This is a genomic window from Gordonia hirsuta DSM 44140 = NBRC 16056 (assembly GCF_000333015.1).
Lineage (GTDB): Bacteria > Actinomycetota > Actinomycetes > Mycobacteriales > Mycobacteriaceae > Gordonia > Gordonia hirsuta.
Genome location: NZ_BANT01000029.1, coordinates 53,735 through 69,239 on the forward strand (window position 1 = coordinate 53,735; position 15,505 = coordinate 69,239).

The 15,505-nt window shown below is 65.0% G+C and carries 16 protein-coding genes and 1 pseudogene; 8 read left to right on the forward strand and 9 right to left on the reverse strand.

Features of this window, described 5'->3' with window-relative positions:
- Nucleotides 1-18 precede the first annotated feature (18 nt).
- Nucleotides 19-717 carry a class I SAM-dependent methyltransferase gene (locus tag GOHSU_RS11195; protein WP_005941400.1) on the reverse strand — a complete coding sequence of 233 codons (699 nt, stop codon included), beginning with the start codon at nt 715-717 and terminating at the stop codon, nt 19-21.
- Complete coding sequence (locus GOHSU_RS11200; protein WP_005941403.1) at nt 714-1,487, reverse strand: DUF2470 domain-containing protein; 774 nt, start codon at nt 1,485-1,487, stop codon at nt 714-716. The genes GOHSU_RS11195 and GOHSU_RS11200 overlap by 4 nt, the downstream gene beginning before the upstream one ends.
- A 128-nt stretch (nt 1,488-1,615) precedes the next feature.
- Here GOHSU_RS11200 and pheA point away from each other — a divergent pair, with 128 nt between their 5' ends.
- From pheA to GOHSU_RS11215, 3 genes are all read left to right on the forward strand, one after another.
- Nucleotides 1,616-2,548 carry a prephenate dehydratase gene (gene pheA / locus GOHSU_RS11205; RefSeq protein WP_005941407.1) on the forward strand — a complete coding sequence of 311 codons (933 nt, stop codon included), beginning with the start codon at nt 1,616-1,618 and terminating at the stop codon, nt 2,546-2,548.
- A 1-nt stretch (nt 2,549) separates the two neighbouring features.
- Entirely contained in the window at nt 2,550-3,194 is a 645-nt protein-coding gene (locus GOHSU_RS11210) for a histidine phosphatase family protein (protein WP_005941409.1), read from the forward strand.
- 107 nt (nt 3,195-3,301) lie between these two features.
- The gene (locus GOHSU_RS11215; protein WP_005941412.1) at nt 3,302-3,946 is read left to right on the forward strand and encodes a hypothetical protein; all 645 of its coding nucleotides are present in this window, start codon (nt 3,302-3,304) and stop codon (nt 3,944-3,946) included.
- A gap of 33 nt (nt 3,947-3,979) precedes the next feature.
- On the opposite strand, the gene GOHSU_RS11220 is transcribed toward GOHSU_RS11215, so the two are convergent.
- Both GOHSU_RS11220 and GOHSU_RS11225 read right to left on the reverse strand, forming a co-directional pair.
- Nucleotides 3,980-4,318, reverse strand: coding sequence for a metallopeptidase family protein (locus GOHSU_RS11220; RefSeq protein ID WP_005941415.1), 339 nt, complete (start codon nt 4,316-4,318; stop codon nt 3,980-3,982).
- Nucleotides 4,319-4,332: 14 nt separating this feature from the next.
- Nucleotides 4,333-5,442 carry a septum formation family protein gene (locus GOHSU_RS11225; protein ID WP_005941418.1) on the reverse strand — a complete coding sequence of 370 codons (1,110 nt, stop codon included), beginning with the start codon at nt 5,440-5,442 and terminating at the stop codon, nt 4,333-4,335.
- A gap of 56 nt (nt 5,443-5,498) precedes the next feature.
- On the opposite strand from GOHSU_RS11225, the gene serS reads away from it, so the two are divergent.
- A complete protein-coding gene (gene serS / locus GOHSU_RS11230) occupies nt 5,499-6,755 on the forward strand; it encodes a serine--tRNA ligase (protein ID WP_005941420.1) in 1,257 nt (418 codons plus the stop codon).
- Nucleotides 6,756-7,920: 1,165 nt separating this feature from the next.
- Here serS and GOHSU_RS11240 read toward each other — a convergent pair.
- Nucleotides 7,921-8,265: a TetR/AcrR family transcriptional regulator gene (locus tag GOHSU_RS11240; protein WP_005941444.1), complete on the reverse strand. Its 345-nt coding sequence runs from the start codon at nt 8,263-8,265 to the stop codon at nt 7,921-7,923.
- A 61-nt stretch (nt 8,266-8,326) separates the two neighbouring features.
- On the opposite strand from GOHSU_RS11240, the pseudogene GOHSU_RS11245 reads away from it, so the two are divergent.
- The 4 genes and pseudogenes from GOHSU_RS11245 to GOHSU_RS11260 all read left to right on the forward strand — a co-directional run bounded on the left by GOHSU_RS11245 (nt 8,327) and on the right by GOHSU_RS11260 (nt 12,077).
- Nucleotides 8,327-9,081, forward strand: a pseudogene (locus tag GOHSU_RS11245) (SDR family oxidoreductase).
- 182 nt (nt 9,082-9,263) lie between these two features.
- Complete coding sequence (locus GOHSU_RS11250) at nt 9,264-10,163, forward strand: transporter substrate-binding domain-containing protein (protein WP_005941450.1); 900 nt, start codon at nt 9,264-9,266, stop codon at nt 10,161-10,163.
- A 60-nt stretch (nt 10,164-10,223) separates the two neighbouring features.
- On the forward strand, nt 10,224-11,162 hold the full coding sequence (locus GOHSU_RS11255; RefSeq protein ID WP_245551720.1) for an alpha/beta hydrolase family protein: 939 nt from the start codon (nt 10,224-10,226) through the stop codon (nt 11,160-11,162).
- A 30-nt stretch (nt 11,163-11,192) separates the two neighbouring features.
- The gene (locus GOHSU_RS11260; RefSeq protein WP_005941455.1) at nt 11,193-12,077 is read left to right on the forward strand and encodes a DUF4436 family protein; all 885 of its coding nucleotides are present in this window, start codon (nt 11,193-11,195) and stop codon (nt 12,075-12,077) included.
- A 14-nt stretch (nt 12,078-12,091) separates the two neighbouring features.
- Here GOHSU_RS11260 and GOHSU_RS11265 read toward each other — a convergent pair whose 3' ends face one another.
- The 4 genes from GOHSU_RS11265 to GOHSU_RS11280 are packed head-to-tail and all read right to left on the reverse strand — an operon-like array spanning nt 12,092 to nt 15,295.
- Nucleotides 12,092-13,261: a polysaccharide deacetylase family protein gene (locus tag GOHSU_RS11265; protein ID WP_005941459.1), complete on the reverse strand. Its 1,170-nt coding sequence runs from the start codon at nt 13,259-13,261 to the stop codon at nt 12,092-12,094.
- Nucleotides 13,262-13,278: 17 nt separating this feature from the next.
- Nucleotides 13,279-13,548, reverse strand: coding sequence for a hypothetical protein (locus GOHSU_RS11270; protein WP_005941462.1), 270 nt, complete (start codon nt 13,546-13,548; stop codon nt 13,279-13,281).
- On the reverse strand, nt 13,545-14,366 hold the full coding sequence (locus GOHSU_RS11275) for a hypothetical protein (RefSeq protein WP_005941464.1): 822 nt from the start codon (nt 14,364-14,366) through the stop codon (nt 13,545-13,547). The genes GOHSU_RS11270 and GOHSU_RS11275 overlap by 4 nt, the downstream gene beginning before the upstream one ends.
- Nucleotides 14,363-15,295, reverse strand: coding sequence for a LysR family transcriptional regulator (locus tag GOHSU_RS11280; RefSeq protein ID WP_005941467.1), 933 nt, complete (start codon nt 15,293-15,295; stop codon nt 14,363-14,365). Before GOHSU_RS11280 ends, GOHSU_RS11275 begins: the two co-directional genes overlap by 4 nt.
- Nucleotides 15,296-15,505 lie beyond the last annotated feature (210 nt).

Sequence of the window (15,505 nt, forward strand, 5' to 3'; positions counted from 1 at the left end):
CAACGCGTGCCCGTCACGTCAGCTGCGGCGCAGCTCGTTCGCGACGAAGGCGACTCCGCGAAAGTACGGACGCGGCGGGGAGAATCCGGCCGCCTCGCCCAACCGTTGGAGTCGCTGGTCACTCACCGGATAGAAGTCCTCGGCCATGCGCTGCCGGAGCGCGGACAGCGACTGCGGGTCGACATACCGCGCGCGGGCGTATTCGGCCATCACGTCCAGGTCGTCGTCATCGTGTTCGGTGAGATCGCAGAGCAGCAGCGGCGCGCCCGGGCGCAGCCGGTCCGCGATCTGCGCCAGGTACCCGCTCTTGGCCTGGTCACCGGCCAGGAAGTGCATCACCAGCAGACTCAGTGCCGCATCGAAGGGCATCGGATCGGCCAGTCCGGACACATAACCCTCGACGAAACGCGCATTGGGCAGGTCGGCGAGCGCAGCTCGCCGCCGGGCGACGGCGAGCATATCGGCCGACGGGTCCACCCCGACGACCTCCCACGCGGGGTTGGCCTGGGCCAGCGCCAGGGTCTCGGTACCGGTGCCGGCACCGGCCACCAGAATGCGCGCCGAGACCGGCAGGCGCGCGGCCAGCACGGCGGCACTGATCTCGTGCAGTTCTGCATAACCGGGCACCAGGTGACCGATCCGGGCGTCGTAACCGAGCGCATTGCCGGCGGCGAAACGACGACCGGGCGCCGCGGTCCGGTCCACGGTGCGCGTCATGCGTGGGCGACCAGATCGTGCAGCGCCGCCGACAGGTCGCCCACCCCGGTGCAGGGCCGGTCGAAGCTCAGGCGCACATCGTTGTCGGCGGTCGGCGTCTCCACGCGAAAGGTGATGCCGAACCGGTCCAGCCCGAGCGGTCGCACCCGCCCGTCGCGCAGATGATCGGGGAACAGCAGGGTCAGCCGGTCCACCAGGTCGCGATGGTCGGCCTCCAGGTGCGAAAGCCACTGCCCCTCGTACTCCCAGAACGGATCGGGTTCGGCGCCGGAGAGGGTGTGGGCGTCGACCGAGGCCGCCCCAGTCGCGGAGGCGATCACCGCGTTGTCTACGTGCAGGCGCAGCAGACAGTGCCCGTGTCCGACGTCGAGCAGGCGCGCATCGGGGTGGTCGCCGGTGATCTCCACTGCCAGTTCGCGCTCGAGCGCCGCCGGCACAGAATGCACCCGCCCGGACAGCCAGATCAGCGAGCGCACCCGCTCCCGCAGACTGATCGGCGCGCAGTCGGCCAGCTCCAGCATCGCCGGTATACCGTCCAGCTCCTGTCCGGCCGGTTCCCGCACCGACGCATCGTCGGGCACGACCATGAACGCCTCGGATTCGAAGAGGTGCACCATCGCCACCGCCGCCGGGCCGCAGCCGTCCACCGAGAGCGTTCCTTCGTGGACGCGGCGGCAAGCGGTCTGGATCCGTTCGGCATCGCACGGCACCGGTCGGACCGATCCGGCGGTGTCCCGAGCGATGTACCCGCTGCGATCGATAGCGGTCATGTGAACCTCCCACGCCCCACAGAATGGAGCAGACCTAGGTGAGCCCTACTTAGGGTCCCCTAACCTAAACGCCGGCGTCGTGCCCGTCAACACCTTTGCCACGATCAGCGACCGACTACGCTGGACACGTGCCCGTTTTCGCCTACTTCGGCCCCGCCGGAACCTTCACCGAGATGGCGCTGAAGCGACTCCTGCATCGCGGCGCGGTCGCCGTCGACGGAAGCATCCGCACCGTGCCGGCCGATTCACCCGCCGCCGCGATCGCCCAGCTCCGCCGGGGCGAGGCCGATTACGCCTGTGTTCCGATCGAGAGCTCGCTGGAGGGGTCGGTGCCGGCGACCATGGACGCGCTGGTTCCCGCCCCCGGAGAACGCCGCGTGCAGGCGTACGCCGAGGTGAGCCTGGACATCGCCTTCACCATCGCCGCCCGCCAGCGGATAGACCCCGCGCAGGTCCGCACCATCGCGGCCTATCCGGTGGCCTCGGCACAGGTGCGCGACAGCGTCCAGACGCTTTTCCCGAATGCGCAGTTCGTCGTCGCCTCATCCAACGCCGGCGCGGCCCAGGACGTCGTCCACGGCCGGGCCGATGCGGCGGTGACCACCGCGGTGGCCGCCGAGCTGCACCAGTTGACTCCGCTGGCCGAAGGGGTCGCCGATTCCGCCGATGCCCGCACACGGTTCCTGCTCCTGGGCCCGGCGGGTCCGCCGCCGGAACGCACGGGCAGCGACCGCACCTCGGTGATCCTGGATCTGGTCAACCGGCCCGGTGCGCTGGTCACCGCGATGACCGAGTTCGCCGACCGGGGAGTGGATCTGACCCGGATCGAGTCCCGTCCCCGACGCGGCGAGGTGCCCGGCCAGTACCGATTCTTCCTGGATGCGGCCGGTCATCTCGACGACGACGCCGTCGGCGAAGCGCTCCGGGCGCTGTATCGTTCCGCCGAGCGCGTGGTCTTCCTGGGCTCGTGGCCGGTCGACCGCACCATCGGCGCCACCGCGCCGCCCGATCACGGCGACAGCCTGCGCTGGTTCGCCGAACTGAAAGACGGAGGAGATTGAGATGGCCCGCCTGGTTCTGGTTCGCCACGGTGAGACCACCGCGAACATCCGCCAGCAACTCGACACCGCCCTGCCCGGTGCGCACCTGACCGACTTCGGTGCCAGCCAAGGCATCCGGTTCGGACTGAACAATCCGCTGTCGGCACCGGCGGTGCTGCTCAGCTCCCATGCCCACCGGGCCCGGCAGACCGCCGAGCTGATCGCCTCGGCCTGGGATGTGGACACCGCCGCCATCGACGACGTCCACGAGGTGCAGGCCGGCGATCTGGAGGGCCGCAGCGATCGCGAGGCGCACGAGCTCTTCCGCAACGTGGTCGAAGCCTGGTACCGCGGCGACCAGGACACCCGTCTGCCCGGCGGTGAATCACTGGAGATGCTGCGCGACCGCTACCTGCCGGTGATCAACGACCTCGCCGACCGGCACCTGCTATCCGCCGATCCCCGCGATGTGTACGTCGTCTCCCACGGGGCCGCCATCCGGCTGGTCGCCGCGCACCTGGCCGGCGTCGAGTCGGACTTCGCGTTCAAGAATCATCTGCGCAACACCGACAGCGTCGAACTGGAACTGACGCCGCAGGGATGGGAACTGCGGCGCTGGGGTTCGGTGACCGAGTTCGTCACCGACGACGACGAGCCGCTCGGCTGAGCCACCGGCAGCCGACCCCCTGGTCAGCAGCGCGGGATAGGGTAACGGACATATCGGATACTGGATCCCGGAGCAGTCGGTGGACCAGCAGAAAGGCATGAGGTAAGTTGGCGAGTCATCTGAACCGGCAGCGCGTCAACCAGATCGCCGTCGGCGTGGCCGCGACCGTCGTGACCACGGTGATCATCTGGCTCGATGTGGCCTCGGCGATCTGGCAGGAAGTAGTCATCCTCTCCGGTCTGGCCGCCGGTTTCGTCACCTTCCTCCTGACCGTCTTCGTCCTCGACAAGGTGCTGGCCCGCTCGACGGCCCGACGCTGGGCACCGGTCAACCGGCTGGCCTTCACCGAGTTCCTGCACGCCCTGGCCGACGACGACGCCAGCGAGATCTCGCGCGGGCAGGTGATCACCCGCAGCCTGACCCCACCGGCCTACCAGATCGATCCCCAGCGGTACGACGACGAGCTCGAGCAGCTGCGCGATCTCGTCCTGCGCGAGCGGGCACTGCTGTCGGACCTCCTCAGCCGCTGGGCGCCCTTCCTGGCCTCCAGCGGCGATAACGAGGCCGTCTTGCAGCACATCGCCGATATCGCCCTGTCGTTCGACCGCATCCGGGATGCGGCGCTGGAGGCCGAATCGGACCACGATCCCGCGCTGCACGCCAGAGTCTCCGACGAGGTCCGCGAATGCAACAGCCGGCTGCTCATGCTGACCGACGAACTGCGCCGGCGGCTGACCACCACGGCGGCCTGAGCGGGTCGACCGCTGCGAGGGCGGTGCGTCCGGTCAGCCCCACCCGTGGTCGTGCAGCCACTGATCGTCGATCCCGAAGTGATGGCCGATCTCGTGCAGCACGGTGATCGCCACCTGCTCGCGGACCTCCTCGGCGCTGTGACAGATCGACAGGATGATGTCGCGGTAGATCTCGATGGTGTCGGGCAGAAAGCCCGCGTACTCGGTGGTGCGCCGGGTCAGGGCAACGCCGGTGTACAGGCCGAGCAGATTGCGGTCTTCGGGATTGAACGGCTCGATCATGATGACCACGTTGTCCATGGCCTTCATCAGCTCCTCCGGGAGCAGGTCGAGCGCTTCTCCGACGAGGATCTCGAAATCCGCGTCGGACATGGTTACTGCCACTGCTATCCGCCTCCCGGGGCCGGGACTTCCTGGTCGCTGCTGTCGTATCCGGGCGGCATCGGGACCGGGGTGGGCAGCGCCCGGCCGGGCGGCCCCTGCGGCGGCGGGACCGGAAGTTTGCCGTTGATCAGCAACTGCTCGCGGGCATCACCGACCAGTTTGGCGAAGCCTCCGCGATCGGGCAGGGCCACGTAACACACCACCCGGCGGCTCCCGCCCAGCCAGCTGACCTCGGAGATCACCGACCACTGCACGTTCAGGGTGCTGGCGCGGAACTTGTCTTCGCCACCGAGGAAACGGTTGGTGCGGTTCGGGCAGATGCTCTTCAGGTACTCGTTCTGCGCGGCGATATCCGGCCACGGCTTCCCCGAATCGCGGGCACCGAAGCGTTGCGACAGATCCACCAGCCCGGTGGTCTGGAAGGCGTGCGGCGCCGAACAGTCCACCGGCTGGGTGGTCGGCTGGCGCGTGGCCTCGTCGATCCCGATGCACGTGCCCACCGGCCAGGCGAACGACTGGTCGGTATCGGCGGCCCGACCGGTGAACTCCATCTGCGCGCCGCCGGGGCCCGGCTGCTCGATCCCGCACCGCAGCACGCGCGCTCCGCGATCCCACTGCGCCAGCGAGGGGTACATCAACCCCACCGCCAGCCGACCCTGCGGATCCAGGCCGCCGCCGAGGTAGCGGTCGACCACCACGGGGCAGTGCTCGTCCCGGATCTCCGCGAAACGTTCGCCTCCCGGCCACGATGCTCCGGCACCGAACTCGGCACCGGGGAACTGAGCGGTATCGACGGTCCCGGCCACCTCGAAACGATGCGCTTCGACGCAGCTGACCTTGGTCGGGGTGCCGGCGGCCTCGCCGGTCCAGGTCAGGCAGTCACCGGCCTGTGATCGGGTGAAGTCGGTCTCGGTGTAGGAGCCACCCTCGCCGATCACCGTCGAATGCAGACCACCGGACTCGGAGAATCCCCCGCGCCAGGCGATCACCCCGGCCGCACCCACGGCACCGACCAGCACCGCCACCAGCGCCGCGATCAATCGCGGCGCCGACGCCCGGGGCTTGCGCACGGCGCCGTCGGGGTCTTGCGTTTCCACTTCCACAGAGCTCATCGTCGTCCATCATGCCTGGTGCCCACCGGCAACGCGCCCCGAGTAGGGTTTGAGTCGTGATTGACCTGAAGATCGTGCGGGAGAACCCCGAGCTGGTCCGCGACTCACAGCGTGCGCGCGGCGAGGATCCGGAGCTCGTCGACCGGCTACTCGACGCCGATGCCGTGCGCCGCACCGCGATCGGCGAGGCCGATGCGCTGCGCGCCGAGCAGAAGGGCCTGGGCAAGCAGGTCGGCAAGGCCTCCGGCGAGGAGAAGGCGGCCCTGCTGGCCCGCGGCAAGGACCTGGCCGAGCAGGTCAAGGCCGCCGTCGCCCGGCAGAACGAGGCCGCGCAGACCTTCGACCACGCCTACCGGGCGATCTCGAACATCATCGCCCCACAGACCCCGCCGGGCGGCGAGGACGACTTCGTGGTGCTCGAGCACGTGGGTACCCCGCGCGAGATCGCCGACCCCCGCGATCACCTGGAGCTGAGCGAATCGCTGGGCCTGATCGATATGGAACGCGGCGCCAAGGTGTCCGGCTCCCGCTTCTATTTCCTCACCGGCCCCGGCGCCATGCTGCAGCTGGGGCTGTTGAACATGGCGGCGGCCAAGGCCACCGCGGCCGGTTACACCATGATGATCCCGCCGGTGCTGGTCCGGCCCGAGGTGATGAGCGGCACCGGTTTCCTCGGTGCCCACGCCGCCGAGGTCTACCGGCTCGAGGAGGACGATCTGTACTTGGTCGGCACCTCCGAGGTCCCGCTGGCCGGATACCACTCCGACGAGATCCTGGACCTGTCCGACGGCCCCAAGCGCTACGCCGGCTGGTCGTCGTGCTTCCGGCGCGAAGCCGGTTCGTACGGAAAAGACACCCGCGGCATCATCCGGGTGCACCAGTTCGACAAGGTGGAGGGCTTCGTCTACTGCAAGCCCGAGGACGCCGAAGCCGAGCATCAGCGACTGCTCGACTTCGAGAAGTCGATGCTGGCCGCCATCGACGTCCCCTACCGGGTGATCGACGTGGCCGCCGGTGATCTAGGCAGTTCGGCCGCACGCAAGTTCGACTGCGAGGCCTGGGTCCCGTCGCAGAACACCTACCGCGAGCTGACCTCGACGTCGAACTGCACCACCTTCCAAGCCCGGCGCCTGGCCACCCGCTACCGCGACGAGAACGGCAAGCCGCAGACCGCCGCCACCCTGAACGGCACGCTGGCCACCACCCGCTGGCTGGTGGCGATCCTGGAGAACCACCAGCAGCCCGACGGCTCGGTGATCCTGCCCGACGAGCTGGCCACTTTCACCGGCTTCAACGTCCTGCAGCCGAACTGACACGGGTATCGCGGTCTGTCGAGGATCCTGTTGCCCGGAGCCATCTGTCGCGATACTTGCCGGTAGACGGCACATCCCCGCTACGTCTGACGACGCGGCCTAACCGCCGACCGGGGAGTCTCGGGTCCACTCCGCTATTAGCGCGCGATATGGCGCAGTGGCTTCCATCTGTGAACTAACCCCTACGACGCCTAGGAGTACCCGGAAGAGCATAGTGTATTCGCGCGGGACCGACATCTTCCGGCTGGTGCGGTACCCCGAACCGGTGACATCGAGCGCCTTGCTCGCCGCGCGGCGAAGCCAGCGACGGGTGAAGTGGAACTCCTCAGTGTAAAGCGGATCGACGTACGGCGCGAGAAAGGACTGGACCTCTGCGGCAGTGATATCGGGAAGTCTTCGGACGCCCGGCGCGCTGCCGACAGCGTTGTCGGCCGAAGGATCGGGATCTCCCCCGCGCCGTTCACCCAGTAGGAGTGCACACCCTTGTTGAGCTGGGTGAAGTAGTAGCGAAGGTTCCTGCCGTTGCGCCACATGAGGTCCATGAAGCGACGCAGGGCATCGTGGCGCACCTCCATACGGACAGTGCCAGTGCCACGGGCAAGGGTCATCGCTCGCACCGCATGCAGCACCGCGTTCTCGGCGAGGGAATGACACCCGATACCAGTCCAAGCGTACGGGCCGACGATGATCCAGCGATTCGGGAAGCCGGGAACCGCTACCGTCTCGTACGCCTGCATTCCATGCTGACTCCACCACTGCCCGAGGTCGACGCCGTCGGCACCCACTACGCGTCCCTCGGGATAGCTCGATGGCTCACTGAACGGTTCCCAGCCCGTGGCGCTAATGATGCAATCGAACTCGTGGAGCTATCCGTCGCACGTCCGTATTCCTTCAGGCACGACGCGGTCGATGGGCGCGGTAACCAACTCCACGCCAGGCTCGTTGAACGCTCGAGGGAACGACGAGTTCAACGTTGGGCGATTGCCGAACAAACCAAAGGAAGGAGTCAACCGATCCGCGGTGTCGGGATCCTGCACCACCTTGCGGAGATATGACCGGTAGAGGCGCCTAACGACGGCGTCGAAGCCGCGCATCGCCGGTCGCATCAGCGCGCCGGGCACGTGAACGAGCATCCACAGCCCGGCACTCGCGCCGCCTCTTCCGATCATCTCGATGAGCTTGCCAGCGCGCGATACCTCAGGGAGTAGGAGCCCGGATTCTGCACGCCGAAATCGACGTGCGCGTCCCACTCGGCACGCAGATCGCCGATCGGGTCGCCGGAAGCCTCCAGCTCCGACTTCGCCGCCAGATAGTCGTCGAAGCCACGCTCGACAACGGCGTCGATGAGGCCCTGCTTGGAACCGAAGAAGTGATACAGCGTCGGCAACTTGACACCGACCGCGTCGCAGACCGCCCGGAGCGAGAAATCTTCGCCGGGCGACCCCGCGATCAGGCCCGCTGCTGCGATGATCAGTTCTTCGCGCGTGTCACTTGCCGTTGGTTCTGGCACGTCGATATAGTATCGACTATATCAGTGGTATACTGATACATTTTTTTGGCATAAAAGCCGAATGAGCGAGCGCACACTGGCAGACAAGAACGTTCTTATCGCAGGCGACGGCAAGGACCTGGGCGGCCTCATCGCCCGACAGGCAGCCGCTGCTGGCGCCCACGTCGCGATCCACTTCAATTCCGAGGCGAGTCGGGCCGATGCCGAGCAGACGCTCGCCGCCATCGAAGCCGGCGGCCGTAGTGGCGTGCTGATCCAGGCCGACCTCACGGTGCCTGAGAACACGGCGCGCCTGTTCGCAGAAGCCGAGGCTGGAATCGGAAAGATCGACGTCGCCGTAAACACGGTCGGAAAGATCCTCCGGAAGCCGATTCTCGACACCACCGAGGCCGAGCACGACGAGATGCTCGACGTCAACGCAAAGTCGGCCTACTTCTTCATCAACGCGGCCGGCCAGAATCTGGCCGATAGCGGAAAGGTCACCACGATCGTCACCGCCCTGCTCGGTGGCTTCACCGACGGATACTCGACGTATGCGGGCGGCGAGTCCCGGTCAAGCAATTCACCCGGGCCGCGGCGAAGGAATTCGCCGATCGCGGCATTTCCGTCACTTCCGTGGCGCCTGGCCCCATGAATACCCCGTTTTTCTACGGCCAGGAAACACCCGAGCGCGTGGCATTCCACAAGTCGCAGGGTATGGGGAACCAGAAGACGCAAATCGAGGACATCGCACCCATCGTGCTGTTCCTCGCCTCGCAGGGCTGGTGGATCACCGGACAGGCAATCTTCGCCAACGGCGGCTACACCACCCGCTGAGATTCCACGGAGGGACGACCCCGGGGCGAACTCCTGCGAGAGAGCGCCACGGGGTCTTCAGCAGGCAGTCCACAAATCGCAATTGTGGGCAGCCACATAGAAATTGTCATGTTGGAGGCTCATTCCACCGCGTGTGATACTGCGAATGAATCGACGCACTTCGACAATGGAGTACATAGCAAATGGCGGAAGTCACCGCAGTCAAACGGGTCCTACTCGCAGGAACCGCGGCGATTCTGGCATTTGGCCTTTCCGCATGCGGCACCACCGGTGAGCAACACCCGACCAGCTCCGCAACGGAATCGACCACCTTCAACAGCGGAGTGCTGAAGCGCAGGTTACCTGCTGAGATCCGGGATTCCGGAGAGTTTCGTATCGCCACCGAAGGTGGCTTCGCGCCGATGGTGACGCTCGCGAACGGCAGACCCACCGGGTTCGACGTCGATCTGATGGATAAGATCGCCGAACTTGTCGGCGTCAATGCCGGTTACCGGCAGGTACCGTTCTCCCAGATCCTGGACAACGTGGCCACAGAGAAGGTCGATATTGGGGCCCGCGGAATCTTCGACACAAAGGAGCGCGAGAAGAAGGTCGACCTGGTCACCTATCTTCGGGCTGGAACGCAGTGGGCAGCCCGCTCGGACAAGCAGGTCGACCCGGGTAACGCCTGTGGACTGCGGGTTGGCGCAGAATCCGGCACCACGCAGTTCACTCTCGAACTTCCAGCAAAGAGCCGGGCCTGCGAGGCGATCTCCGAGAAGCCCCTCGAGATCGTTCCGTTCGACTCCGAGGATGCAGCCTTCCGCGCTCTCCAGCGCGGAGCGATCGAAGCCGTCTCGGCCGACTCCCCGGTGATCCTGTATGCCACAAAGAAGTCCGCCGGGAAGCTCGTTCCGGTCGGCCATGCCTTCGACACGATGCCGTACGCCCTGGCAGTCCAGAAGGGCTCCTCATTGGGTCCGATTCTGCAAGAGGCGATCCAGCATCTGATTGACACCGGAGAGCTCCATCGGATCGCTGAGCGATGGGGCGTCGAACGCGGTGTCGTCCATAAGTCCACGCTCAACGGCGCCGTTTCGTAACGAAAGAACCGATCAGCCTTGCGTACCAAACGAACAAAGCACCTTCCCGCGGCGATCGCCGTGACCGCCCTTCTCCTACTCACCGGGTGTTCAGCCGGCGATCCGACCGCCGCAGACGACACCACTGCGGCGGTCGCCGCCGATCCCGGCCAGGCCGCAGACGACTTCACCAAAATCGAGGCATCGACCAACGTGGAGCCAATCCGCTACCAGTACCCCACCACTACCGCGGACCGCGACAACGATCAGAACTGGGTCGACCTCTTCCTCCCGCCCGGTGAAAGGGTTGACAACGCCACACCACTCGTCGTGCTCATCCACGGGGGGGCCTGGAAGTCAGAGATCGGCGCCGACTCTTTCGTAACCTTCGCTCAGCGCCTCGCCGAGCGCGGCATGGCCGTATACAACGTCGAGTACCGACGGGTGGGCGCCGGCGGAGGCTGGCCGACGACCTTCGCCGACGTCGCCGCAGCACTCGACTACATCCCGAATGTCCAACGGGCGAATCCGTCGGTCAATCTGGACGACGTCGTCGTCGCCGGGCATTCCGCCGGTGGCCAGCTGTCGATGTGGGCCGGCACCCGGCATAATCTGAAGGACAACGAAGTCGGGGCGAAACCCAAATTCCGGCCCAGCCAGGTAATCTCGATTTCCGGTCCGGTGGATATGGTCACCGCCGTCGAAATGGGCGACAAAGCCATCGTCGGCGCTCTCGGCGGCACCCCTGACGACATCCCCGAGCGCTACGCCATGGTCGACCCGATTCAGAACATCGATCCGTCGATTCCGACTATCGCCATTAATGGCGATGCAGACCGTACCGTACCAGCGGTACTCGGCCAGAACTACGTTGCCGCTGCTAAGAAGCGCGGCGGAAGATCCACCTTCGTGATGATTCCGGGCGCGAATCACGTATCTCTCGTTACCCCGAATAATCCTCAATTCATGACGGTGCTGGAGACTATCAGCAGGGCTTCGCACAGCGCGCAGCGACGTTAAACTCTCCGCCGAGAGAGCAGATGACGTATCATGCGCAGAACAGCACTTCTCGCCATAGCGTTCCTCATCGTCATAACGGCCAGCGTCAGCCTCTACCTCACTCATCGTAATGAAGATTATGCGGCTCAATTCGGAGCCGCGGGATCCCCGGATCGAGTAAGCATCCAGGTATGGCTCAACCGGCTCGACACCGGCACGGAGCGGCTCCACGCCGAGATCGTCGTGGTTGAGCCGACCGGGAAACTCGCCAACGACGACGGCACACCCCGCAGCAGTCTCGAGGTGACCACGTCCGCGCTACGGAACCCGAAATTTACTATCGGCGCCGGCTCGATCGCACCCGACACCCCGGTCGACTTCGCCGTTAACGGCACCGTCACCGACTACCCGTTTGACCACTATTCGTCGAAGATCTACTTTTCGGCGAAGGCTGACGGACGACCGGTACCTGTCTCAGTCCTGGTCTCCAGCGCGGACCCGTTCTTTCGGAACATCCCGCAGGCGATAGCCGCTCCCGGCCAACCGGAACACCTCGTAATGATTGGTCTAGAGTCGAGCCGATCCCGCCCGACCCTGGTCTTTGCCATATTCGTGATGCTGCTGATGCTCGGTCTGAGTATCGCCGTCGTCACCGCGAGCAACTACGTGCTGCGCTACCAGAAGGCACTCATCTTCCCCGCATGTTCCATGATGGCCGCGATCCTGTTCGCGCTCATCCCCCTGCGCGGAGCACTCCCCGGCGATCCGCCGATCGGCTCCATCATCGACTTCACTTCGTTCTTCATCGCCGAGACCGTCGTGGCGGTCGCGTTGATCGCGTCCGTCGTTCTGGGGTTCCGGATGGAGGTCAGGCGCAGCGAAGTCGAGGCCGATCCGGATGGAATCGAGCCGGAGTCTCCCCCACCTGCCTCTTGACGGACCGGCCCGGTTCAGTGCGCGGCGTCTACCGCGACCGGCGCCTGCCTCTGCAGTTCCGCCAGAACCTCAGGATCCTGAAGCTCCATCCACGCGATCACATCCTGGTAGGTCGCGCAGATCGTCTCGGGGTTACCGCAGGTGTTACGCATGAAGTCCCACGTCGCCGGATTGAAGGCGTTGCCACTCCAGTCGTTGAAGTGATTGGCGATCACGATCGGGGCTCGATTGCCCTCGAAGGCGCGCTGATACATGTACTCATAGGTCTGGCGGACAATTTGCCGGATCTTGGGCGCATCCTTCGGTCGGTTCTTGGCGCCGTTGTACGTCACCCAGAAGTTAAAGTCGAGTGCCGTTTGCGAGGCTTTCAGCGGGGGCGAATACACGTATGGAATCGGAAACTCCCATATACCGCGCTCTATGCTGGGCCAGTAGATGCCCGTGCGCTTGGCTGGCATAGACGAATCCCAGGTCATATGATGCCGAAGCAATGCCGGAAAAATTGTTCGCGGCGACCCCTCCAGGCACTGGGTGCGGCCTCCCTTGACCACATCGGTACCGAACACCAGATCAGGACCGCTCTTGATCCCGGTATTGGCCCGCCAGTTCTTCATCAACGAGAAGAACTGATCGAGCTCATGATCCCAGTCCGCGACAGTCCAATCTGTACCGGGATGCTTAGTACCGGCACAGAAGTGCCCGACGTAGTGCGTCCCCATCTCGTGGCCGGCATACCAGGTCTCGTTCAGGTATTCGATCTGTTCGATGACCTCTGCCTTGGTACCGCCGAAAGCCAACGATGACTCACCCGGTCGGTGTCCGGGACCCTGGTACTTGTGGCGGGCCTCGTCCGTGAGAAAGTACAGCCCCGTCATCAGCGCAGTGAACCGGGCGTCTGTCTCGTCAGCCGCCTTCAAGAATTCATCCCAGTTCGGGGTGACCCCAACGCCGTCGAACGAGAACAAAATGAACTGCGGCGGCCGTTCGCCGGGCGCCAGCTTGCGCATAGGAACGTTCGACGGTTTACGCGTCGGCTCGGAGACTGCGGTGGGCCCCGGAGGTGCGGCAGAGCCTTGCCGCACCGCTGCACCGTCGACCACGGGTGCGCACGCCGCTACCAGCAGCAGCGCCAGCGTCGCTACACTGGCCAGGCATTTGTTACGGGTCACGATACGGAGATTCATCGTCAACTTTCAACGGTCTACTGCAGAACCGTGTGCAGGGCGATGGTGACAAACAGTCCACCCGCCAGACCGATCCAGCCGACGATGGCAGCGGCACGGGCCCGGCCTGCACCAAGTACTCGGCCGCCAGACTGCATGATCTCCGTCTGCGCCACCCGCGCGAGGGCTATCGCAGCGATAGCCAGGATGAACCAGACATACGGCATGACCAACGAGACAATCGCCAACACCAGTGCCAGCGTGGCTTTGGTCGACTGGATGGGCGCTCCCGTGGTGGGCTCAGTCATGACTTACTCCATTTCTGTACGTTAGATGACGACGACACGGTGTCATCGTCACGGATATCGAGATCGAATCGACCTGCGACGGCTTCCTGAATGCGGATCTTGCGGTTGAGCACCGGATCGCGATATCGGCGCTCCCGATGGAGCGACCGCTGCCGCTTCCCTGGAGTCGCACGGTAGAACCAATGCGCCCAGAGTGACTGCGGCCGGGCCAGCCTGCAGGCCCCGACGATCAGCAGGACTGGGACGAACAAACCGATCAGCCCGGTCCAGATCTTCCCCTTCAACAGGACCACCACGGCTAGCGCATACTGGACTGTGAGCACCACGATCGCGGTCACCAGCGTCGACAGTTGCCGATCGGCGGCATAGTCGCTGAACTCGCCGGACAAACCCACCGGGTGGAGACCGAGAATGAAGAGAACGGTTATCGCCAAAGCCGCGAACACCGCATCGATACTGGCTCTGCCCTCGCTCGTCCAGTACACGTCTCGCAGGTACAGCACCATCGCGAACTCGTCCAGAACCAGCGCCGTACCGATCCCGAAACCAGCAGCAAGAGTCACATTGGCCACCGGTGTGTGGTAATCGGCCAGTGCGACGAGCGAGAAGCCGCTAACCAAAACGATGACCAGGCCGAAGACGATGTGATGGACGTGCAGACCGCCGGGCGTGACGTTTCCGGGCCACCAGCGCACCTCGGCGCGGATCATCCGGGTGCTGAACCGGATGAACAGGAATGCCAGCAGCAGTCCTGCCATCATCGAGAACAGCGGAAGACGTCCGGTCTCGACGATCGTCTGCGTGAACCATCCCGTCACCCGGCACCGCCGTTCCGGCGTTCTAGCGCTTCGATCAGCTCGCCGGCAGCACCCGTCCGGGTGGTCGGCAGCCACAATGCCTGGACCGGCGACAGGATCTCCTCGCGCAGCGGCAGGACGGTGACACGTCCACCGAAGTAGATGCCCGGGTCCGTAGCGACCAGCGAGTACCCATTGCCATGAGCGAGCGGCGCCGCAGCCGCATCCAGTCCCTGGAAGCGGCTCGACTCCGCCGCCGGATCGAAGCCGAGACGCCGGCACTGAGCCAGCAGGAAGGCCGAGAAACTCGAGCGCGATTCTGGTGCCCAAAGGACTAACGTCTCATCCGTGAGCTCTCGCAGCGAAATAGCGGTTCCATCAAACCGGGCAGCATCTACACTTCGAAGCGCAACTGCGAGCCGATGATGGCCGATCACATGACTAGCGAACCCCTCCGGTGTCGCAATACCGCGGCGCAGCGCGAGATCGAGCTCGCCGGCGAGCATCCGTGTCCGAAGTGTCGACGGGAACAGGCGTTCGACGCTCAGCAAGACATCGGGGGGCACCAGAGTGCCCACTGTGTCGAAGACGTCCATGGAGGACACGGCTGGGGTATATCCCACGGTGATGGATTCCCGGCGCTCCTGGGCCACCGCTTGAACATCGGGCACCAGTTTGTGTGCACCCGCCAGGAGTACCTGCGCACTCTCGTAGAGCCGTCGCCCCGCCGGAGACGGGCGCATGCCTCGGGTCCGGACGAACAGGGTGACGCCCAACTGCTCTTCCAGCGCCTTGATCGCCACCGACAACGCCTGCTGGGTCACCTTGAGTTCCGCAGCCGCATCGGTCAGGGAACCCCACTCGACGACCGCAACGAACTGCTCCAGCCGGTGCAGGTCGAGAGTCGGACGCCGAGGACGGTTTACCTTCATCGATTCGGTGTTGGCCATCAACTCCGCATTCCTTGAGAAACCACTTCCATTCGATTGACGGGAAGGCTACCGCTCGCCGACCGCAGCTTTCTAATTGGCGGCCGGAATTAGAAAGACCGTCATTATTCGAAAGGCGCGCAAAGGGCTGGCGGGTATCCTCGACGAAAGGTTTCGTGGTCCGGTTTGACGCAGCCGCATCAGGATCCGATTCGAGATAGACCATTCACA